Genomic DNA, 18,666 nt, shown 5'->3' with positions numbered 1-18,666 from the left:
CGGGCGCGCTTCTGGCCGATCGGGACCCCGGCGGCCTGCAACACGAGCATCAACTGAAAGAGTAACGAGCATGAACACGTGGACCTTCCGCAAACCGAGCGCGTTGCCCGGTTTTGGCCTGACTCTCGGCATCACGGTGGCTTATCTGAGCCTCGTGGTGCTGATTCCGCTTGCGGCGACCTTTCTCAAGACGGCGACGCTCGACTGGAGTCAGTTCGTCCGCGCGGTCAGCTCGCCGCGCGTGCTCGCCTCCTACCGGCTGACTTTCTTTGCGGCGCTCGGCGGCGCGCTGATCAACGCGGTATTCGGTTTCCTGGTGGCATGGGTGCTCGTGCGGTACAGGTTTCCGTTCAAACGCATCGTCGACGCCGTGGTCGACCTGCCGTTCGCGCTGCCTACCTCGGTGGCCGGCATTTCGCTCGCAGCCGTGTATGCGGGCAATGGCTGGATCGGGCAGTTTCTCGAACCATTGGGGCTGAAGGTGGCCTTCACGCCGCTGGGCGTGCTGGTTGCACTGACTTTCATCGGCTTGCCGTTCGTCGTGCGCACCGTGCAACCGGTGCTCGAGGAGTTCGAGCGCGAGCAGGAAGAGGCCGCGGCCTGCCTGGGTGCGTCGCGCTGGCTGACGTTTCGCCGCGTGGTGCTGCCGGCGGTATTTCCCGCGCTGCTCACGGGCTTTGCGCTCGCTTTTGCGCGCGCGCTCGGCGAATACGGCTCGGTCATCTTCATTGCCGGCAATGTGCCGATGAAGTCGGAGATCACGTCGCTGCTCATCATCACCAAGCTCGAGCAGTACGACTACGCGGGCGCCACCGCGCTCGCGGTGGTGATGCTCGTCGTCTCGTTCCTGATGCTGCTCTTCATCAACACGTTGCAGTGGTATTTGCAGCGCCGCACGAGCCGCGGCAGCGCGGGGCCCGCGCCGGCCGCGGCGAGCGTCGCGGGCGTCGCAAGCGTAGGCGGAGGTGCTCAATGACCCGCCATTCCGTCGATAGCATTAAAACCGCCGCCGCCATGGACGCACCCGCTGCGGCCCCGCGCGCAACGCTGAACGTGGCGCGCCGGCCCGATCCCGTCACGGAGCCGCCCGCGGTGCGCTGGCTGCTGACCGGCATTGCCTTGCTGTTTCTCGCGCTCTTTCTCGTCGTGCCGCTTGTCGCAGTGTTTTATCAGGCGCTCAGCAAGGGGCTCGGCTTCTATCTGGAATCGCTCGCGGACCCGGATGCGCTCGCCGCCATCAAGCTCACGGCAACCACCGCCGCGATCGCGGTGCCGCTCAATCTCGCGTTCGGTCTGGCCGCTTCGTGGTGCATCGCCAAGTTCGAGTTTCGCGGCAAGGCGCTGCTGACCACGCTGATCGATCTGCCGTTTTCCGTCTCGCCGGTGATCTCAGGTCTCATCTACGTCTTGATGTTCGGCGCGCAAGGGTGGTTCGGCCCGTGGCTGCAAGCGCACAACGTGCAGATCATTTTCGCGGTGCCCGGCATCGTGCTCGCGACGATCTTCGTCACGTTCCCGTTCGTCGCGCGCGAGCTGATTCCGCTGATGCAGGCGCAAGGCAACGACGAGGAAGAAGCCGCGCATGTGCTCGGCGCCTCCGGCTGGCAGATCTTTCGCCGCGTTACGCTGCCCAACGTCAAATGGGGCCTGCTGTACGGCGTGATTCTGTGCAATGCGCGCGCGATGGGCGAATTCGGCGCGGTGTCGGTGGTGTCGGGCCACATTCGCGGGCAGACGGACACCATGCCGCTGCACGTCGAAATTCTTTATAACGAATACAACTTCTCGGCGGCGTTTGCGGTGGCGTCGGTGCTGGCGCTGCTCGCGCTCGTCACGCTCGCGCTCAAGCTGCTCGCCGAGCGTCACCTGTCCGCGGAACTGTCGCACTCGGGCGACGTGCCCGCGCACGCGGGCCCGGCCGCGCTGCCGGCCGCGGCGCTGCCGCACAAGACATCGGTCTCGCAGCAACACCCGCTCAAGCAAGGAGAGCTGTAATGGGTATCACCGTACGTAACCTGGAGAAGCGCTTCGGCGATTTCGTCGCGCTCGATAATGTCTCGCTCGATTTCCCGCCGGGTGAACTGGTTGCGCTGCTCGGCCCCTCCGGATGCGGCAAGACCACCTTGCTGCGCGTGATCGCAGGTCTCGAATACGCGGACGGCGGTCAGGTCGTTCTGCAAGGTCAGGACGTGGCGACGGTCGGCGCGCGCGAACGCGAAGTGGGCTTCGTGTTCCAGCATTACGCGCTGTTTCGCCATATGACGGTGTTCGAGAACGTGGCCTTCGGTCTGCGCGTGAAGCCGCGCAAGGAGCGCCCGTCGGAAGCGGTGATTCGCGAGAAGGTGCACGAGTTGCTCAAGCTCGTGCAACTGGACTGGCTCGCGCAGCGTTACCCGTCCGAGTTGTCGGGCGGCCAGCGCCAGCGAATCGCACTGGCGCGCGCGCTCGCTGTCGAGCCCAAAGTGCTGCTGCTCGACGAACCGTTCGGCGCGCTCGATGCCAAGGTGCGCAAGGAATTGCGCAGCTGGCTGCGGCGCCTGCACGACGAACTGCATATCTCGACGATCTTCGTCACGCACGATCAGGAAGAGGCGCTCGAGGTGGCGGACCGCATCGTCGTGCTCAATCGTGGCCACGTGGAGCAGGTCGGCAGTCCGCAGGACGTGTATGACCACCCGCAAACGTCGTTCGTGTACGAGTTTCTCGGCGCGGCGAACCGTCTGCACGGCAAGGTCGACGCGAGCGGCTTCGTGGTGGACGGCGCGGCTTTGCCGGTGCCTATCGCCACCGACTTCAGCGGTCCGGCTTTCGCATACGTGCGTCCGCACGACCTGCAGTTGTATCCGCAGTCGGCAGGGCATCGCGAGGGGATCGTCGTCGACGTGCGGCGCGTCGTGACGCTGGGCGGCTCGGTGCGAGTGGAGCTCGCGGGCCGCGAGGGCAATCTGCTCGAAGCCGAACTCGACCGCGAAGCGTGGCGCGAACTGCAGCTCGCGGTAGGCGACGGCGTGACCGCGGTGCCGCGCGCGCTCCGTGTGTTCCCGGCGCAGTGAACGCGCGCGGCCTCGCGCGAGCCGATTCGCTGCCGCGCGGCGCACTCTCATCATTCAACTTTTGCTGAAGCGGACACTTCAAGATGAATTTCCAGCAATTGCGCTTCGTGCGCGAGGCCGTGCGTCAGAACATGAACCTGACGGAAGTGGCGAACGTGCTGTACACGTCGCAGTCGGGCGTGTCCAAACAGATCAAGGATCTCGAGGACGAGCTCGGCGTCGACATCTTCATTCGGCGCGGCAAGCGGCTTACGGGGCTCACCGAACCGGGCAAGGCGGTGCATCAGCTGATCGAGCGGATGCTGCTCGACGCAGAGAACCTGCGCCGCGTCGCGCGCCAGTTCGCGGATCAGGACAGTGGTCACCTCGTCGTGGCGACGACGCACACCCAGGCGCGCTACGCGCTGCCTAAAGTGATCCGCCAGTTCACCGAAGTGTTCCCGAAGGTGCATCTCGCGCTGCGCCAGGGAAGCCCGCAACAGATCGCGCAGATGATCATCAACGGCGAGGCGGATATCGGCATCTCGACCGAGGCGCTCGACCGTTTTCCGGACATCGTCACCTTTGCCTGCTATTCGTGGCATCACGTGGTCGTTGTGCCGAAAGATCACCCGCTCGTCGGCCGGCCGAATCTGACGCTCGACGAAATCGCCGAGTTCCCGATCGTCACGTATGACCAGGATTTCACGGGCCGCTCGCATATCGACCAGGCGTTCGCGAAAGCGGGCGCATTGCCCGACGTGGTGCTGACCGCAATCGACGCCGACGTGATCAAGACCTACGTGGAGCTCGGCATGGGCATCGGGGTAGTCGCGGCGATGGCCTACGATCCGAAGCGCGACACCGAACTCGTGGCGCTCGACACGCAGCATCTGTTCGAAGCGAGCACGACGCGCGTCGGCTTGCGCAAGGGCGCGTTCCTGCGTGCATACGCGTACCGTCTGATCGAGATGTTCGCGCCGCAGTTGACCGAAGCGGAAATCGCCGCGCAGTTGCGCGAAGCGGTGTGAGGGCTTCGAACGTCTGAGCGAGCGGTCGAAGCGGCGGTGGAAACGTCGAATGCGCGCGAAGGCGGCGCGCGATCGCTTACAATCGCCGCCATGAATACACAGACTCCCTCTTTGTCCGAAGCCGCGGCGCCGTTGCCGCGCATCGCCGTGCTTGCCACCGGCGGCACCATTGCGGGCGCGGCTGCCGATGCGACCAACACCGCCGGCTATCAGGCCGGCGTGGTCAGCGTCGAGCAACTGCTCTCGGTCGTGCCGGCCTTGTCCACGGTGGCGCGCATTGCGCCCGAGCAGGTTGCGAGCATCGACAGCAAGGACATGTCCACGGCGCTGTGGACCACGCTCGCACAGCGCATCAACACATTGCTCGCCGCCGACGACATCGACGGCGTAGTGATCACGCACGGCACCGACACGCTCGAGGAGACCGCCTATCTGCTGCATCTGACGGTCAAGTCGGACAAGCCGGTGGTGCTCACGGCCGCGATGCGCCCGGCGTCGGCGCTCTCGGCGGACGGCCCGCTCAATCTGCTGAACGCGGTGACCGTCGCCGCGCATGCGGCCGCGCGCGGGCAGGGCGTGCTGGTCGCGTTCAACAACAAGATTCATAGCGCGCGCGACGTGGTGAAGACGAGCACGTATGCGGTGGACGCGTTCCACTCACCGGAAATTGGCGCGCTTGGCTGGGTGCAGGACGGGCGGGTGGATTTCCAGCGCAGCGTGGTGCGTCCTCACACGCGGGCAACCGAGTTCGTGATCGGCGCGAACTGGCCGCATGTGGAAATCGTGTCGAGCTACGCCGGCGTGTCGCGCATTGCGGTGGATGCGCTCGTCACAGCGGGCGTGCGCGGTCTCGTCGTAGCGGGGACGGGCAACGGTTCGATTCACGCGTCGCTCGCGCACGCATTGGCCGATGCGGCGTCGCAAGGCGTCGCCGTGGTGCGTGCTTCGCGCGTGGGCTCGGGACACGTGATGCGCAACGGCGCGGCTGCCGACGATGCGCTCGGTTTCGTCAGTGCGGGCTCGCTCAATCCCTACAAGGCGCGGGTGCTGCTGATGCTCGCGCTGGCCGCGGGCGGCGCAGGTCCGGTCGCGCTGCAAAAGGCGTTCGACACCTATTGACGCGGCCTGTCGCGAAGCGATGTACCGAATGAAAAACGCGGCGCCCGGCGGTCAAGCCGGGCGCCGCGTTTTTATATCCCGCTGCGCGCGTAGCAATGCAGCGGACGCGCGCAAGTCGCTTATTGCAGCGGCGGAATCACCAGCACCTGGCCCGGGTAGATTTTGTCCGGGCTCTTGAGCATCGGCGTGTTGGCCTGGAAGATTGCGTCGTTCTTCGCGCCGCCACCGTAGTACTTCTCCGCGATCTTCCACAGATTGTCGCCCGCGACCACCGTATGAAACTGCGTGGGCGCCGCGGCGGGCGCGGTGACGCTCAACTGGTCGTCGACCTTGTCGACGTTCTGCACGTTGCCGGCTGCGACCAGAATCTTGTCCTTGGTCGGCTGGTCAGCCGCCTCGCCGGAAACGGTCACCGTGTGGCTGACTCCGTCGTACGTGACCTGCAGGTTGGTGGCGTCCAGACCCTGGCTGCGGATGTAAGTGGCGATCGCGTCGCCTGCGGTCCGGTTCAGTGCCGCAAGGTCGGGCGTCGCCGCAGCGGCCTCGGCCTGGGCAGGCGTGGACGCCGCGCTGAACAGTTTTTCGCCGGCTTCCTTGATGAAGCTGAGAATACCCATGGATCACACTCCTCGTGTTGGTACGCCAGCATGCTGTGCGTACGGTTAAGCAGTCGTTGCCGCGCATACGCAGGCAACGGACTCACGAGTGTAGGAGAAAAGCGGACAGCGAAGTGTCAAGAAAGGTAGGGAAAGCGCGCCAAGTTGCAAGCAAATGCAAGAGCGCGTGCAAATTGCCGGTGCTTGATGACGCAAGCATGCAAAGCATGGATGGGACGTACAGCGCGATGCAGAGGGCGATGCACGACGCCATGCACAACGCGATGAAGAATCCGACAGCCGGACACCCGACGACGACGTCTGACCGACCAAGGCTTCCCCGGCGCCGCCGGGTGCCGCTGCGGACCCCACTTTGCCGCTCTCAGCCCAGAGCGGCCCGATTTGCCCGTTTCGCCGCGATGCCGCGCGACGAACCGGGCGCCCCACAGGCGATTGCCGTGACGTGAATGAAACGACGCCGGCGGCAACCGGTGTTACTGACTGCGCAATCTGCGTTTGCCGTGACGCGCGGCCGCTTTTGCAGTGAAGCGATGCGAGCACACTTGCGTGGGTCTGACTGCAACTGGAACTGCTACTGCAATTGTGGCTGCGCCAGCCGCGCGCCAACGCTGCGTCGTCAAGCTGCTTTCGCTTTGCTCTCCGGCGCCTGCGCGACTTCGTAATTGGCCATGATTTCGAGCGCGCGAACCATCGCCGAGTGATCCCACGCCTTGCCGCCATTTGCCGCGCACACGCTGAACAACTGTTGTGCGCTTGCGGTATGCGGCAGCGCGATGCCGAGCTTGCGCGCGCCGTCGAGCGCGAGGTTCAGATCCTTCTGATGCAGCTCGATCCGAAAACCCGGATTGAACGTGCGCTTCGTCATCCGCTCGCCATGTACCTCGAGAATGCGCGACGACGCGAAGCCGCCCATCAATGCCTTGCGCACGCGTTCGGGATCGGCGCCCGAACGCGATGCGAACAGGAGCGCTTCAGCCACGGCCTCGATATTCAGCGCGACGATGATCTGATTCGCGACCTTGCAGGTTTGCCCCGCGCCGTTCTCGCCGATCAGCGAGATGTTCTTGCCCATCAGTTCGAAGAGCGGCCTTGCTTGCGCGAAGGCTTTTTCAGGGCCGCCGACCATGATAGTGAGCGTCGCCTCGCGCGCGCCGACTTCGCCGCCGGACACCGGCGCGTCGAGGTAGTCGACGCCGAGTGCATTGATCTTCTTTGCGAACGTCTGCGTGTCGAGCGGCGAGATCGAGCTCATGTCGATCACGAGCTTGCCTGCGGTAAGACCGGCGGCGACGCCGTCGTCGGCGAACAGAACGTTGGCCACGTCAGGCGTGTCCGGCACCATGATGATGACGATATCGGCGGCTTGCGCGACGGCAGTTGAATTGGCCACCACGTTCGCGCTCTTGCCGAGGTCGTCGGGCACCGGGTAGGCGCCGTTCACGAACAGCGTATGACCGCCCTTGAGAAGGTTGCGCGCCATGTGCGCACCCATGATGCCGAGCCCGATGAAACCGATCTTTGCCATATGTGTGAATCTCCCGTGTTGTTCGCTGTCCCGGCGAGGGACTGTGTTCGTGGGCGCACTGCGCCCGATTCGAGCGATGCCGTGCGCGGCGCCTTCCCCGTTGGACGTCGCTTAGGGAGGCTCGCTCATGCGACTGCGCTTCATGCAACTGCGCTCAGGCCGCCGCGTGCGCCGCGCCGCGCGTTTGTCCCGCCACGCTTTGCACCCATACGAGGCCGGCCGTGGTGGTCGTGCGGGGCTTGTACTCGCAGCCGACCCAACCGTCGTAGCCGATCGAGTCGAGCAGTTCGAACAGGAACGGGTAGTTGATTTCGCCGGTGCCGGGTTCGTGGCGGCCGGGGTTGTCGGCGAGCTGGATATGCGCGATCTGCGGCAGATTCTTTTTGATGGTCGCGGCGAGTTCGCCTTCCATCCGTTGCATGTGATAGATGTCGTATTGCAGGAACAGGTTGTCCGAACCCACGGCGCGGATCACGTCGAGACCCTCGCTCGAGCGGTTCAGCGCGAAGCCAGGAATGTCGTACGCATTGCACGGCTCGACCAGCAGCCGGATGCCGGCCTTCTTCAACTCGGCGGCTGCAAAACGCAGGTTATCGACGATGGTCGCGCGCGCCTTGTCGGCATCCACGCCTGGAGTGGGAATGCCGACGAGACAGTTCAACTGCGGCACCTTCAGCGCGCTCGCATATTCGATTGCCCGGCCCACGCCTTCCTGAAACTCGGTCACGCGATCGGGCAGGCATGCAATGCCGCGCTCGCCGGCTTCCCAATTGCCTGCGGGCAGGTTGTGCAAGACCAGCTTCAAACGGTTCTGCGCAAGACGCTCGCTCAGTTCGGCAATCCTGTACGGATACGGAAACAGAAACTCGACGGCGTTAAAGCCTGCGTCCGCAGCTGCCGCAAAGCGGTCGAGAAACGGCACTTCGTTAAACAGCATCGTGAGATTCGCTGCAAATTTCGGCATGTTGAGTGTTCTCGTTGGTCGGTCAGTGGATGAGAGCGCGAGGAGAGCCGGGAGAGGGCGCGAGGAGGGCACGAAGAGAGCGCGCCCGCGCGCCTCGTGATCTCAGTCGGCGATGCTGATCGCGGTGGGCGCGTCCTCGCGTGTCACCGCAAGCTCTTCGAACTCGTTGATGGCGTCGATCTCGGTGCCCATCGAAATATTGGTCACGCGCTCCAGAATCACTTCGACGATCACGGGGACGTTGAACTCGGAGAGCATCGACTGCGCTTCTTGCAGCGCCGGCTTCAGTTCCTCCGGCTTGAACACGCGGATCGCCTTGCAACCGAGGCCTTCGGCCACCGCGACGTGGTCCACACCGTAGCCATTGGTTTGCGGTGAATTGATGTTCTCGAAGCCGAGCTGCACGCAGAAATCCATGTCGAACGCGCGCTGCGCCTGGCGGATCAGGCCGAGGTACGAGTTGTTCACGACCACATGCACGTAGGGCAGCTTGAATTGCGCACCGGCCGCGAGTTCTTCGATCATGAACTGGAAGTCGTAGTCGCCCGACAGCGCGACGATGGGGCGTTGCGGATCGGCCGCACGCACGCCGAGCGCCGCCGGAATCGTCCAGCCGAGCGGGCCCGCCTGGCCGCAGTTGATCCAGTTGCGCGCTTTGTACACGTGCAGGAATTGCGCGCCCGCGATCTGCGAAAGACCGATCGTGCTCACGTAGCAGGTGTCGCGACCGAACACCTGGTTCATCTCTTCATAGACGCGCTGCGGCTTCATCGGCACATTGTCGAAATGCGTCTTGCGATGCATGGTCTGCTTGCGCTGCTGGCAATCGGCGACCCATGCGCTGCGGTCCTTCAGCTTGCCGGCGGCTTTCCATTCGCTCGCCACTTCGACAAACAGTTCGAGCGCGGCGCGGGCGTCCGACACGATGCCCAGATCCGGACCGAACACGCGGCCAATCTGCGTCGGCTCGATATCCACGTGCACGAATTTGCGGCCTTTCGTGTAGACGTCGATGCTGCCCGTGTGACGGTTCGCCCAACGGTTGCCGATGCCGAGCACGAAATCGGCGGCGAGCATCGTCGCGTTGCCGTAGCGGTGCGAGGTTTGCAGACCGACCATGCCGGCCATCAGCGGATGGTCGTCGGCAATCGCGCCCCACGACATCAGCGTCGGAATCACCGGCACGCCGACGGTTTCGGCGAACGTCACGAGCAGGTCCTCGGCGGCTGCGTTCAGCACGCCGCCGCCCGAGACGATCAGCGGCTTGTCCGACCCGTTGAGCAACGTGAGAGCCGCTTCGATCTGCTTGCGCGTGGCCTTTGGCTTGTAGACCGGCAGCGGTTCGTAGGTGTCGATGTCGAATTCGATTTCGGCGACCTGCACGTCGATCGGCAGATCGACCAGCACCGGACCGGGGCGGCCCGAGCGCATCAGGTGAAATGCCTGCTGGAATACGCGCGGCACGAGCGCCGGTTCGCGCACCGTCACCGCCCATTTGGTGACGGGCTTCGCAATTGACTCGATATCGACGGCCTGAAAGTCTTCCTTGTACAGACGCGCGCGCGGCGCCTGGCCCGTGATGGCCAGAATGGGAATGGAGTCGGCCTGGGCGGAGTAGAGACCCGTGATCATGTCCGTGCCGGCGGGCCCCGACGTGCCGATACATACGCCGATGTTGCCCGGTTGCGCGCGGGTATAGCCTTCGGCCATGTGCGAAGCGCCTTCGACGTGGCGCGCGAGCACGTGGCTGATGTTGCCCGCGCGGCGCATGGCCGAGTAGAACGGGTTGATCGCGGCGCCCGGCACGCCGAAGGCGGTGTCGATACCTTCTTTTTCGAGCACCAGCACGGCGGCGTCGACGGCTCTCATCTTGGCCATGAATGTCTCCTCTGTATCCTGGAAATTGGCGAATAACGCTGTTGGACGCACTTTAGGCTCGACCTAAAGGTTTGATAAGATCAGTCCACGTCGCTTATTTCGAAACAAAAAGTATGGAATGCCGCTGCGAACGACAACGCCGGCAGCCCTGGCAGCGCCGACAGCGCCGGCACGCCCGGCACGCCCGGCACCCCCGGCGGCGACAGGAAGGAGACAGGCATGGACCGCTTCAAGCAGATAGAAACCTTCGTGCGGGTGGCCGACGCCGGCAGCCTCGCGGCTGCAGCGCTGGAGGAGGGCGTGTCGCCGGTGATACTCGGGCGGCGCATCGACGCGCTCGAAAAGCGCCTCGGCGTCAAGCTCATGTACCGCTCGACGCGGCGGCTCGTGGTCAGCGAGGACGGCGCGGCGTTCCTCGAGCGCTGCCGCGGTCTCCTGACCGAATGGGACCAGGCGGAAAACGAGCTGAGCGCGGGGCGCCGGGCGGTAAACGGCCACCTGATCGTGTCGGCGCCCGCTGCGTTTGGCCGCAAGCACGTCGCGCCGCTCGCGCCCGCTTTTCTCGCGGACAAACCTGAGCTGCAGGTGTCGTTCAACCTGACGGACCGGGTGGTGGATCTGGTGCGCGAAGGCTACGATCTGTCGATCCGCATTGGCGGCGCGGTCGATCCAAACTTCGTCGCAGTGAAGCTCGCCTCGAACCGGCGCGTGGTCTGCGGCACCCCCGAGTATTTCCGCCGGCACGGCAAGCCGAAAACGCTCGAAGACCTGCCGCGCCACAACTGTCTCGCGTTCAACCTGCAAGGCGGCCAGAACCGCGGCTGGTACTTCCGCCGCAACGGCAAGCTCGTCACGGTGCGGGTGGGCGGCAGCCTCGACTGCAACGACGGCGAACTGCTGCACCGCTGGGTGTCCGAAGGGCTCGGCCTCGGCTGGCGCTCCACGTGGGAAATCCAGCAGCAGCTTGCGCGCGGCGAACTCGAAACCGTGCTCGACGAGTTCGCGCTGCCCGACTACGACATTCTCGCGGTCTACCCGCAGCAGCGCTACGTGCCGGCCAAGGTGCGCTATTTCATCGATTATCTGAAGCAGATTTACGCGAGCGACGACTACTGGAACCAGCCTGCGTATTAGCGCGTGGCTTCGGCGGGCGGGTCGGCTGTTCGCGGCCTGCGGAAGGCCGGGCGGCGTTGCGGCCCGGCAGCGAGAGGCGGCTGGCTCGCTACCTGCGCTCCAAGCCGGTCGCTAAATAGTTGAAAAGACGCCTGAATCTGCTGCCGGTGCGGGACTATGGCTTGCAACCGGGGCCTAATCGGGCTACAATCTTCGGCTTCTCACTTGCCACACCGGTTCGACGCCCGGGTGGCTTCTATCCAAAAGTCAGCACAAGGAGTGTGTATGCGTCATTATGAAATCGTCTTTATCGTGCATCCCGATCAGAGCGAGCAGGTGCCCGCCATGATCGAGCGTTACAAGAGCACGATCACCTCGCACGGTGGCCAGATCCACCGCATCGAAGACTGGGGCCGTCGCCAACTGGCCTACATGATCGAGAAACTCGCGAAGGCTCACTACGTCTGCATGAACATCGAATGCGACCAAACCACGCTCGACGAGCTGGAGCACGCGTTCAAGTTCAACGACGCCGTTCTGCGTCACCTCATCGTCAAGATGAAGAAGGCCGAAACCGGCCCGTCGCCGATGATGAAGGAAGTGCAGCGCGAAGAAGCCAAGAAGTCGGCTGCTACGCAACCGTCCGAAGCGCAGGCTTAAGACACACTATTTAAGCTACCAGATCAAAGCGCGCCGCTTTTCGCCAACAGGTATAGAAAGGCTACATGAACCGGCTGCAGCTAACGGCCAGCGTCGTCGAACGCGAACCGGTGCGGTACACACCCGCCGGCGTTCCGATTGCAGGCTGCACGTTGCAGCACCGCACGGAAGTAATCGAGGCCGGCATTGCCCGGCAAGTCGAACTGACCATGCAGGCGGTAGCCGCAGGCGAGGCGAGCGGTAAGCTGGAAAGCTGTCCGATGGGCGTCGAAACGCTCTTCACAGGCTTCCTGGCTAAAAAGCACCGCAACGCAAGAACTCTGGTATTTCACATCACAGCATTGCAGGACATTGGAAAGGACTGAACATGCCCCGCCCGACTGGTAAGAAATTCGACAAGCGTCGTCAGCAACAAAATCCGCTCTTCAAGCGCAAGAAGTTCTGCCGTTTCACGGCCGCTGGCGTCGAGTACATCGACTACAAGGACATCGAAACGCTGAAGGACTTCATCGGCGAAAACGGCAAGATCACGCCGGCGCGTCTCACGGGTACGAAGTCGCACTATCAACGCCAGCTGGACACGGCAATCAAGCGCGCGCGTTTCCTCGCGCTCGTGCCGTACACCGACCAGCACAAGGCCTAACCCGACGACGCGATAAGGAGCATCCGAATGCAAATCATTCTTCTGGAAAAAGTCGTCAATCTGGGCAACCTGGGCGATATCGTGAAGGTCAAGGACGGTTACGCACGTAACTTCCTGATCCCGAACAAGCAGGCTCGCCGTGCAACGAAGGAAGCGCTGGCCGAATTCGAAGTGCGCCGCGCCGAACTCGAAAAGATCGCCGCTGAAAAGCTGGCTGCGGCTCAGGCCCAAGGCGAAAAGCTGGCAGGCTCGACGGTTCAGATCGGCCAGAAGGCCGGCGTGGACGGCCGTCTGTTCGGCTCGGTGACGAACGCCGACATCGCCGAAGCGCTGGGCAAGCAAGGCTTTGCAGTGGAAAAGGCGCAAGTGCGTCTGCCGGAAGGCCCGCTGAAGATGGTGGGCGACCACCCGGTTCAGGTTTCGCTGCACACCGACGTCGTTGTCGACGTGACGGTGTCGGTGCTGGGCGAGCACGTCTAAGCCGCAGCATCCACGCTGAGCGTATCAGATAGTATTGGCCAGGTTGTTGCTGGCTAGAGGCAGGGGCCGGGCAACCGGCCCCTGCTTTTTTGTGCGCGCTATTTCTGAATTTGCTGCTGGCCGCGCGCGCCACATTTCACGATAATTGCTCTCCATGAACGCACCGTCCAAAGATCCCCAACTCGAGTCGCTGAAAGTCCCGCCGCATTCGATCGAGGCCGAGCAGTCGGTGCTGGGCGGCTTGCTGCTGGATAACGCCGCGTGGGACCGGATCGCCGATTTCCTCTCGCAGAGCGATTTCTACCGCTACGATCACCGCATCATCTTCGAGCACATTGGCAAGTTGATCGCGGCGACGCGTCCGGCCGACGTCATCACGGTGTACGAAGCGCTCGGTACTTCGGGCAAGGCGGAAGAGGTCGGCGGCCTCGCCTATCTGAATGCGCTCGCGCAGAACACGCCGAGCGCGGCAAATATCCGGCGCTATGCCGAAATCGTGCGCGACCGCGCGGTGCTGCGCCGGCTCGTTTCGGTGGCCGATGAAATTTCCGCGGACGCCTTCAACCCGCAAGGCAAGGAAGTCCGGCAACTGCTGGACGAAGCGGAGTCAAAGGTTTTCTCGATTGCGGAAGACGGTGCGCGCGGCACTCAGGGCTTCCTCGAAATCGGGCCGCTGCTGACCGAAGTGGTGGAGCGGATCGACACGCTTTATCACACGGCCAATCCAAGCGACGTGACGGGCACGCCGACAGGCTTTGTCGACCTCGATCGCATGACCTCGGGCATGCACGGCGGGGAGCTGATCATCGTGGCCGGACGCCCGTCGATGGGTAAGACGGCATTCTCGATGAATATCGGCGAATACGTCGCGGTTGAGTACGGCTTGCCGGTTGCGGTGTTTTCGATGGAAATGCCGGGCTCCCAGCTCACCATGCGTATGCTGGGCTCGGTCGGGCGTCTGGATCAGCACCGCATGCGAACCGGCCGTCTGACAGACGAAGATTGGCCGAAGCTCACGCACGCGGTGCAGAAAATGAGCGAGGCGCAAATTTTCATCGACGAAACCGGCGGTCTCAACCCGATGGAACTGCGCTCGCGCGCGCGGCGGCTCTCGCGCCAGTGCGGCAAGCTCGGGCTCATCATCATCGACTATCTGCAGCTGATGAGCGGCTCGTCGGCGGGCGAAAACCGGGCGACCGAAATTTCGGAAATCTCGCGCTCGCTCAAGGGTCTCGCAAAAGAACTGGACGTGCCGGTGATCGCGTTGTCGCAGCTGAACCGCGGTCTCGAGCAGCGTCCGAACAAGCGGCCGATCATGTCGGACCTGCGCGAATCGGGCGCTATCGAGCAGGACGCCGACGTGATCCTGTTCATCTACCGGGACGAAGTGTATAACCCCGACAGCCCGGACAAAGGCACTGCCGAAATTATCATCGGCAAGCAGCGGAATGGTCCGATCGGGCCTGTTCGGCTCACATTCCACGGTCAATACACGAAGTTCGACAACTTTGCGGGCGCGCAGAATTTCTACGGCGAGTAAGCGCGATTTGCCGACACAGCGCTTGCGAAGCATCAGCAAAAGCCGTAGCGACGCAATGGCGCTGTTGTAACCGTGCTGTGCAAAGTGCTACATCGATCCCGCAACGGTACAATATGGCGGTTTTATGTCAGCCATTATGTGACCAATTTTCGGGATCCCAATGTTCGGTCGATTCATGCCCACCGAGGGCAAGTTTTTTGATATTTTCAACGCGCACGCACAGTGCATCGTCTCGGCAAGCCGCGAGCTGGAGCTGCTGATCGACAATCTGCAAGACGCAGAGACCCACAAGCAAAACGTGCAGAAAGCCGAAAAGGCCGCGGACAGGCTCACCCACGAAACTATCGACCTGCTGCACAAGACTTTCATTACGCCGCTCGACCGCGACGAGATCCACAAGCTGATCACCACGATGGACGACATCCTCGACCTGATGGAGGACGTCGCCACGGCCATTTCCCTTTACGACGTGCAGTCGGTCACGTCCGAGGCGAGCCAGCTCGCGCACATCTGCACGGCAACTTCGGAGCGCGTGCAGTTCGCCGTCAGCCTGCTCTCGGACATGAAGCAGGCAAGCCAGATCCTGAAGGCATGCGAAGAGATCGACCGCCTCGAATCCGAAGCAGACCGGGTGCTGCGCGCGGCCATGTCAAAGCTCTTTCGCGAAGAAGACAACGTCAAGACCCTGATCAAGCTCAAGGCAATTTACGAACTGCTCGAAACGATCACGGACAAGTGTGAAGACGTAGCGAACATCATCGAAGGCATCGTGCTGGAAAACGCATAATGCAATCGATACAACTCGCTATCTGGGTGGTCGCTGCCCTGGTCGCCGTCGCGCTCATTTTCGACTTCATGAACGGCTTTCACGACGCGGCCAATTCGATTGCCACCGTGGTGTCGACCGGCGTGCTGAAGCCGCAGCAGGCAGTCGCGTTTGCGGCTGCGTTCAACGTCATCGCGTATTTCGTGTTTCACCTCAAGGTGGCCGCCACGGTCGGCAAGGGCACGATCGACCCTAACATTGTCGATCACTACGTGATTTTCGGCGCGCTGGTCGGCGCGATCGGCTGGAACGTCATTACGTGGCATTACGGCATTCCGTCCAGTTCGTCGCATGCGCTGATCGGCGGGCTCGTCGGTTCCGCGCTGGCCAAGTCCGGCTGGGGCTCGCTAAATTTCGACGGCCTGATGAAGACCGTCACGTTCATTTTCGTCTCGCCGCTGCTGGGTTTCGTGCTTGGATCGTTTTTCATGCTGGCCGTCTCGTGGATCTACTTCCGCACGCCGCCAAGCAAGGTCGACCGGCGCTTCCGGCGTCTGCAACTGCTGTCCGCGGGCCTCTACAGTCTCGGCCATGGCGGCAACGACGCGCAAAAAACCATCGGCATCATCTGGATGTTGCTGATCGCCACCGGCTATGCGTCGTCCATCGCGGAAGCGCCGCCGCTGTGGGTAATCGGTGGCTGCTATCTGTCGATGGGTGTAGGAACCTTGTTCGGCGGTTGGCGAATCGTCCGTACCATGGGCCAGAAAATTACCAAGCTGAAGCCGGTCGGCGGATTTTGCGCGGAGTCGGGCGGGGCGATCACGCTTTTCACCGCCTCGTGGCTCGGCATTCCGGTGTCCACCACGCATACCATCACCGGCGCGATTGTCGGCGTCGGTGCGACGCAGAAGTTGAGCGCGGTTCGCTGGGGGGTGGCCGGCAACATCGTGTGGGCGTGGATTTTGACGATTCCCGCGTCCGCGGCGCTTGCTGCTGCCGCCTGGTGGCTGGGCCACCGCTTCCTGTAAGCCTCTGCAAGTTCTGCGCAAGCGGCGCTTGCTGGCGAGACAGGAAACTGTACTTGCCAGCGGGCGCGAAGCTGCGCCATGCGGCTCAGTGAGTCCGAACAAGGCTCCCACGCGCCCCGCAGAAGGCCTGGACAGGATCACAAGGCTCTCGCAAGGGTCTCACAAGGCTCTCACAAGGCCCGAGAAGGCCCTCGTAAGGCAGAGCCGCTCCTAACCTAAATCATCGGCGTGCTCCCGCCATCCATCGGCACGATCGCGCCCGTCACATAGCTCGCGCGGCGGCTTGCCAGGAACAGCGCGACATCTGCAATTTCCTCCGGTTTCGCGTAGCGCCCGAGCGGCACCTTGGCCTGGCCGCGGGCCAGCGCCTCGGCGGTTTCCACACCTTGCTGCGCGGCCTCCAGTTTCGCGGCTTCTTCGACGCGCTCCGTGAGCGTCGCGCCGGGGTTGATCGCGTTGATCCGAATGCCGAAACGCGCGTAGTAGTGGGCAAGGCCGACGGTGGCCAGCATCAGCGCGGCATTGGCGGCGCCGCCTGCAATATGAATATCGCTCGCCACTTTGCCGCCCATACCGATAATGTTCACGACCGTGCCCGGATCGCCGCTGTTGCCGGCCTTCGCGCGCTCCGCCATGCGGCGCAGCACTTCCTGCTGCGGATAGATGTAAGGGAAATACTTGGCTTCCATCGTCGCGCGGAACGCGTCGGCATCGAGCGCTTCCGGGTCGTAGCGGCGCGCCGCGCCGGCGCTGTTAACGAGCACGTCAATAGGACCAAGCGCCGTGCTGACTTCTTCGACGATGTCCGCCGCGCTGTGCGGCTCATGCAGGTCGGCGCGCGTGCGATGTACGTGTAAGCCTTCCGCCTTCAACTGTTCGTACGCACGCGCCAGATTGGCCGGATCGCGCGACACGATTGCAACTTTCGCGCCTTCCAGTGCGAAAGCCCGCGCGCATGCAAAGCCGATACCCTTGCTGCCGCCTGTAACCAACACCACTTTTTCTTTCAGCCCGAGATCCATTGTCGTCACCCGCTTCAGAAGAATACCGATGACGATAGCAGATCGGCGACGCCCGCGTGTTGAACCAACCGCGTCGCCGGGCGGTGTTCGCTGTAGTGTTCGCCGTAGGTCAATCGGAAAAATCCGATTGATCGTGACCGTTGCGCCAAGGCGTCAGCGCCGCTTGGGGCCGCCATCTCATTTGTGACAATGTGTGCGTTTTTCGCTGTCAGATTCGTCAGTATGACGAAGTATTTGGCCATGCGGTCGACCAATGTTTCTCTGTCGAAAAAGTAGTCATTCTGAAGGAGCCGCAAATTGAGTCTGGATTGCTCGTCGGCGTCGGTCATCGTTGCGGGTGACGTGATGCTGGACCGATACTGGTTTGGAGACAGCACGCGCATTTCGCCCGAGGCGCCGGTGCCCGTGGTCCACATTCAGCGCACCGGCGACGTGGCGGGCGGCGCTGCCAACGTGGCCATCAACGTGGTGAATCTGGGCGCACACGTCACACTGCTGTCGGTGGTCGGCGACGATCCGGACGGGCGCGCGTTGCAGGCATTGCTGGAATCGCGCAATGTTCGTTGCACGTTTTTGCGCGACGCGGCGCTGCAAACCACCGTCAAGCTGCGTGTCATTTCGCGCAACCAGCAGATCGTGCGCGCCGATTTCGAGCAGCGTCCAAACCACGAGTTGCTGTTTCCGCTGGTGGCGCAATTCCGTGAGAAGTTGAAAGCCTGCAAGACCGTCGTATTCTCGGACTACGGCAAGGGCGGGCTCGCTCATCTATCCCTGATGATGTCCGATGCGAGGTCCGCCGGCGCGACCATCCTGATCGATCCGAAAGGGCCGGATTACTCGATCTACCGCGGCGCGAGCCTCATCACGCCGAATCGCGACGAATTCGCGCAGGCAGCAGGCAAGTGGACCTGCGAGGCCGACTTCGAGCGGCGCGCGTTCGCGCTGCGCGACGAGTTCGAGCTGGCCGCGTTGCTTGTCACGCGCTCGGAGGAGGGCATGAGCCTCTTTGTCGGGAATCGCCACATCCGCATCCCGGCGCAGGCGCGCGAAGTCTACGACGTGTCCGGCGCCGGCGACACGGTCATCGCCACGATGGCCGCCGCGTTGGCAGCGGGCCACGACGTCGAAAGCGCCGCGCGGCTCGCCAACGTGGCAGCCGGTATCGTGGTCGGCAAAGTCGGCACCGCGCCCATTACGCTCGACGAACTCACGCAGCGCGTCTGAACGGCGCTGCCGCGTCAGCGA

Annotated in this window: 20 protein-coding genes; 14 read left to right on the top strand and 6 right to left on the bottom strand. The window is 63.1% G+C overall.

Translation table 11 applies throughout. The features are described from left to right. Nucleotides 1-70: 70 nt before the first annotated feature. The 5 genes from cysT (at nucleotide 71) to JNB89_RS10240 (ending at nucleotide 5,182) form a co-directional block, all read left to right on the top strand. On the top strand, nucleotides 71-976 hold the full coding sequence (gene cysT / locus JNB89_RS10260; RefSeq protein ID WP_135893537.1) for a sulfate ABC transporter permease subunit CysT: 906 nt from the start codon (nucleotides 71-73) through the stop codon (nucleotides 974-976). Continuing rightward, nucleotides 973-1,995, top strand: coding sequence for a sulfate ABC transporter permease subunit CysW (gene cysW / locus JNB89_RS10255; protein WP_218741498.1), 1,023 nt, complete (start codon nucleotides 973-975; stop codon nucleotides 1,993-1,995). Before cysT ends, cysW begins: the two co-directional genes overlap by 4 nt. Next, the gene (locus tag JNB89_RS10250) at nucleotides 1,995-3,053 is read left to right on the top strand and encodes a sulfate/molybdate ABC transporter ATP-binding protein (RefSeq protein ID WP_013339076.1); all 1,059 of its coding nucleotides are present in this window, start codon (nucleotides 1,995-1,997) and stop codon (nucleotides 3,051-3,053) included. The genes cysW and JNB89_RS10250 overlap by 1 nt, the downstream gene beginning before the upstream one ends. Before the next feature lie 83 nt (nucleotides 3,054-3,136). Beyond that, on the top strand, nucleotides 3,137-4,063 hold the full coding sequence (locus tag JNB89_RS10245) for a CysB family HTH-type transcriptional regulator (RefSeq protein ID WP_013339077.1): 927 nt from the start codon (nucleotides 3,137-3,139) through the stop codon (nucleotides 4,061-4,063). Nucleotides 4,064-4,153: 90 nt separating this feature from the next. Continuing rightward, the gene (locus JNB89_RS10240; RefSeq protein ID WP_220362094.1) at nucleotides 4,154-5,182 is read left to right on the top strand and encodes an asparaginase; all 1,029 of its coding nucleotides are present in this window, start codon (nucleotides 4,154-4,156) and stop codon (nucleotides 5,180-5,182) included. A gap of 119 nt (nucleotides 5,183-5,301) precedes the next feature. On the opposite strand, the gene lysM is transcribed toward JNB89_RS10240, so the two are convergent. From lysM to JNB89_RS10215, 5 genes are all read right to left on the bottom strand, one after another. After that, entirely contained in the window at nucleotides 5,302-5,799 is a 498-nt protein-coding gene (gene lysM, locus JNB89_RS10235; protein ID WP_220362093.1) for a peptidoglycan-binding protein LysM, read from the bottom strand. A 616-nt stretch (nucleotides 5,800-6,415) separates the two neighbouring features. After that, nucleotides 6,416-7,324: a 2-hydroxy-3-oxopropionate reductase gene (locus tag JNB89_RS10230; protein ID WP_220362092.1), complete on the bottom strand. Its 909-nt coding sequence runs from the start codon at nucleotides 7,322-7,324 to the stop codon at nucleotides 6,416-6,418. Between the two features lie 154 nt (nucleotides 7,325-7,478). After that, nucleotides 7,479-8,288 (bottom strand): hydroxypyruvate isomerase, encoded by an 810-nt coding sequence (gene hyi, locus JNB89_RS10225; RefSeq protein ID WP_220362091.1) that lies wholly within the window; start codon nucleotides 8,286-8,288, stop codon nucleotides 7,479-7,481. A 102-nt stretch (nucleotides 8,289-8,390) separates the two neighbouring features. Beyond that, nucleotides 8,391-10,166, bottom strand: coding sequence for a glyoxylate carboligase (gene gcl / locus JNB89_RS10220; protein WP_220362090.1), 1,776 nt, complete (start codon nucleotides 10,164-10,166; stop codon nucleotides 8,391-8,393). Between the two features lie 80 nt (nucleotides 10,167-10,246). Next, nucleotides 10,247-10,387, bottom strand: a complete 141-nt coding sequence (locus JNB89_RS10215) for a hypothetical protein (RefSeq protein WP_220362089.1) — start codon at nucleotides 10,385-10,387, stop codon at nucleotides 10,247-10,249. On the opposite strand from JNB89_RS10215, the gene JNB89_RS10210 reads away from it, so the two are divergent. The 8 genes from JNB89_RS10210 to JNB89_RS10175 all read left to right on the top strand — a co-directional run bounded on the left by JNB89_RS10210 (nucleotide 10,386) and on the right by JNB89_RS10175 (nucleotide 16,399). Then, the gene (locus tag JNB89_RS10210) at nucleotides 10,386-11,300 is read left to right on the top strand and encodes a LysR family transcriptional regulator (protein ID WP_135893544.1); all 915 of its coding nucleotides are present in this window, start codon (nucleotides 10,386-10,388) and stop codon (nucleotides 11,298-11,300) included. The genes JNB89_RS10215 and JNB89_RS10210 overlap by 2 nt on opposite strands. Nucleotides 11,301-11,564: 264 nt before the next feature. Then, entirely contained in the window at nucleotides 11,565-11,939 is a 375-nt protein-coding gene (gene rpsF, locus JNB89_RS10205) for a 30S ribosomal protein S6 (RefSeq protein ID WP_006048823.1), read from the top strand. A 65-nt stretch (nucleotides 11,940-12,004) separates the two neighbouring features. Then, complete coding sequence (priB, locus tag JNB89_RS10200) at nucleotides 12,005-12,304, top strand: primosomal replication protein N (protein WP_013339084.1); 300 nt, start codon at nucleotides 12,005-12,007, stop codon at nucleotides 12,302-12,304. A gap of 2 nt (nucleotides 12,305-12,306) precedes the next feature. Further along, nucleotides 12,307-12,582 (top strand): 30S ribosomal protein S18, encoded by a 276-nt coding sequence (gene rpsR / locus JNB89_RS10195; protein ID WP_006048825.1) that lies wholly within the window; start codon nucleotides 12,307-12,309, stop codon nucleotides 12,580-12,582. Between the two features lie 27 nt (nucleotides 12,583-12,609). Further along, entirely contained in the window at nucleotides 12,610-13,062 is a 453-nt protein-coding gene (rplI, locus tag JNB89_RS10190; protein ID WP_013339085.1) for a 50S ribosomal protein L9, read from the top strand. 154 nt (nucleotides 13,063-13,216) lie between these two features. Continuing rightward, on the top strand, nucleotides 13,217-14,602 hold the full coding sequence (locus tag JNB89_RS10185; protein WP_013339086.1) for a replicative DNA helicase: 1,386 nt from the start codon (nucleotides 13,217-13,219) through the stop codon (nucleotides 14,600-14,602). A gap of 160 nt (nucleotides 14,603-14,762) precedes the next feature. Then, nucleotides 14,763-15,389 (top strand): DUF47 domain-containing protein, encoded by a 627-nt coding sequence (locus tag JNB89_RS10180; RefSeq protein ID WP_013339087.1) that lies wholly within the window; start codon nucleotides 14,763-14,765, stop codon nucleotides 15,387-15,389. Beyond that, the gene (locus tag JNB89_RS10175; RefSeq protein WP_013339088.1) at nucleotides 15,389-16,399 is read left to right on the top strand and encodes an inorganic phosphate transporter; all 1,011 of its coding nucleotides are present in this window, start codon (nucleotides 15,389-15,391) and stop codon (nucleotides 16,397-16,399) included. The genes JNB89_RS10180 and JNB89_RS10175 overlap by 1 nt, the downstream gene beginning before the upstream one ends. Before the next feature lie 215 nt (nucleotides 16,400-16,614). Here JNB89_RS10175 and JNB89_RS10170 read toward each other — a convergent pair whose 3' ends face one another. Further along, nucleotides 16,615-17,421, bottom strand: a complete 807-nt coding sequence (locus tag JNB89_RS10170; RefSeq protein ID WP_135893545.1) for an SDR family oxidoreductase — start codon at nucleotides 17,419-17,421, stop codon at nucleotides 16,615-16,617. 297 nt (nucleotides 17,422-17,718) lie between these two features. Between JNB89_RS10170 and rfaE1 the strand changes: the two genes are divergently transcribed. Beyond that, entirely contained in the window at nucleotides 17,719-18,645 is a 927-nt protein-coding gene (gene rfaE1 / locus JNB89_RS10165; protein WP_218741497.1) for a D-glycero-beta-D-manno-heptose-7-phosphate kinase, read from the top strand. The last annotated feature ends 21 nt before the right edge of the window (nucleotides 18,646-18,666 follow it).

Source organism: Paraburkholderia phenoliruptrix, from assembly GCF_019511605.1.
Taxonomy (GTDB): Bacteria; Pseudomonadota; Gammaproteobacteria; order Burkholderiales; family Burkholderiaceae; genus Paraburkholderia; species Paraburkholderia phenoliruptrix_A.
Note: the sequence above shows the minus strand (reverse complement) of the source record. Positions and strands in the feature narration are given on the sequence as shown.

What these genes read in the sequence shown, in the direction of transcription:
- cysT (WP_135893537.1), top strand. Translation starts at nt 71, where the DNA reads ATGAACACGTGGACCTTCCGCAAACCGAGCGCGTTGCCCGGTTTTGGC.
- cysW (WP_218741498.1), top strand. Translation starts at nt 973, where the DNA reads ATGACCCGCCATTCCGTCGATAGCATTAAAACCGCCGCCGCCATGGAC.
- JNB89_RS10250 (WP_013339076.1), top strand. Translation starts at nt 1,995, where the DNA reads ATGGGTATCACCGTACGTAACCTGGAGAAGCGCTTCGGCGATTTCGTC.
- JNB89_RS10245 (WP_013339077.1), top strand. Translation starts at nt 3,137, where the DNA reads ATGAATTTCCAGCAATTGCGCTTCGTGCGCGAGGCCGTGCGTCAGAAC.
- JNB89_RS10240 (WP_220362094.1), top strand. Translation starts at nt 4,154, where the DNA reads ATGAATACACAGACTCCCTCTTTGTCCGAAGCCGCGGCGCCGTTGCCG.
- lysM (WP_220362093.1), bottom strand. Translation starts at nt 5,799, where the DNA reads ATGGGTATTCTCAGCTTCATCAAGGAAGCCGGCGAAAAACTGTTCAGC.
- JNB89_RS10230 (WP_220362092.1), bottom strand. Translation starts at nt 7,324, where the DNA reads ATGGCAAAGATCGGTTTCATCGGGCTCGGCATCATGGGTGCGCACATG.
- hyi (WP_220362091.1), bottom strand. Translation starts at nt 8,288, where the DNA reads ATGCCGAAATTTGCAGCGAATCTCACGATGCTGTTTAACGAAGTGCCG.
- gcl (WP_220362090.1), bottom strand. Translation starts at nt 10,166, where the DNA reads ATGGCCAAGATGAGAGCCGTCGACGCCGCCGTGCTGGTGCTCGAAAAA.
- JNB89_RS10210 (WP_135893544.1), top strand. Translation starts at nt 10,386, where the DNA reads ATGGACCGCTTCAAGCAGATAGAAACCTTCGTGCGGGTGGCCGACGCC.
- JNB89_RS10215 (WP_220362089.1), bottom strand. Translation starts at nt 10,387, where the DNA reads ATGCCTGTCTCCTTCCTGTCGCCGCCGGGGGTGCCGGGCGTGCCGGGC.
- rpsF (WP_006048823.1), top strand. Translation starts at nt 11,565, where the DNA reads ATGCGTCATTATGAAATCGTCTTTATCGTGCATCCCGATCAGAGCGAG.
- priB (WP_013339084.1), top strand. Translation starts at nt 12,005, where the DNA reads ATGAACCGGCTGCAGCTAACGGCCAGCGTCGTCGAACGCGAACCGGTG.
- rpsR (WP_006048825.1), top strand. Translation starts at nt 12,307, where the DNA reads ATGCCCCGCCCGACTGGTAAGAAATTCGACAAGCGTCGTCAGCAACAA.
- rplI (WP_013339085.1), top strand. Translation starts at nt 12,610, where the DNA reads ATGCAAATCATTCTTCTGGAAAAAGTCGTCAATCTGGGCAACCTGGGC.
- JNB89_RS10185 (WP_013339086.1), top strand. Translation starts at nt 13,217, where the DNA reads ATGAACGCACCGTCCAAAGATCCCCAACTCGAGTCGCTGAAAGTCCCG.
- JNB89_RS10180 (WP_013339087.1), top strand. Translation starts at nt 14,763, where the DNA reads ATGTTCGGTCGATTCATGCCCACCGAGGGCAAGTTTTTTGATATTTTC.
- JNB89_RS10175 (WP_013339088.1), top strand. Translation starts at nt 15,389, where the DNA reads ATGCAATCGATACAACTCGCTATCTGGGTGGTCGCTGCCCTGGTCGCC.
- JNB89_RS10170 (WP_135893545.1), bottom strand. Translation starts at nt 17,421, where the DNA reads ATGGATCTCGGGCTGAAAGAAAAAGTGGTGTTGGTTACAGGCGGCAGC.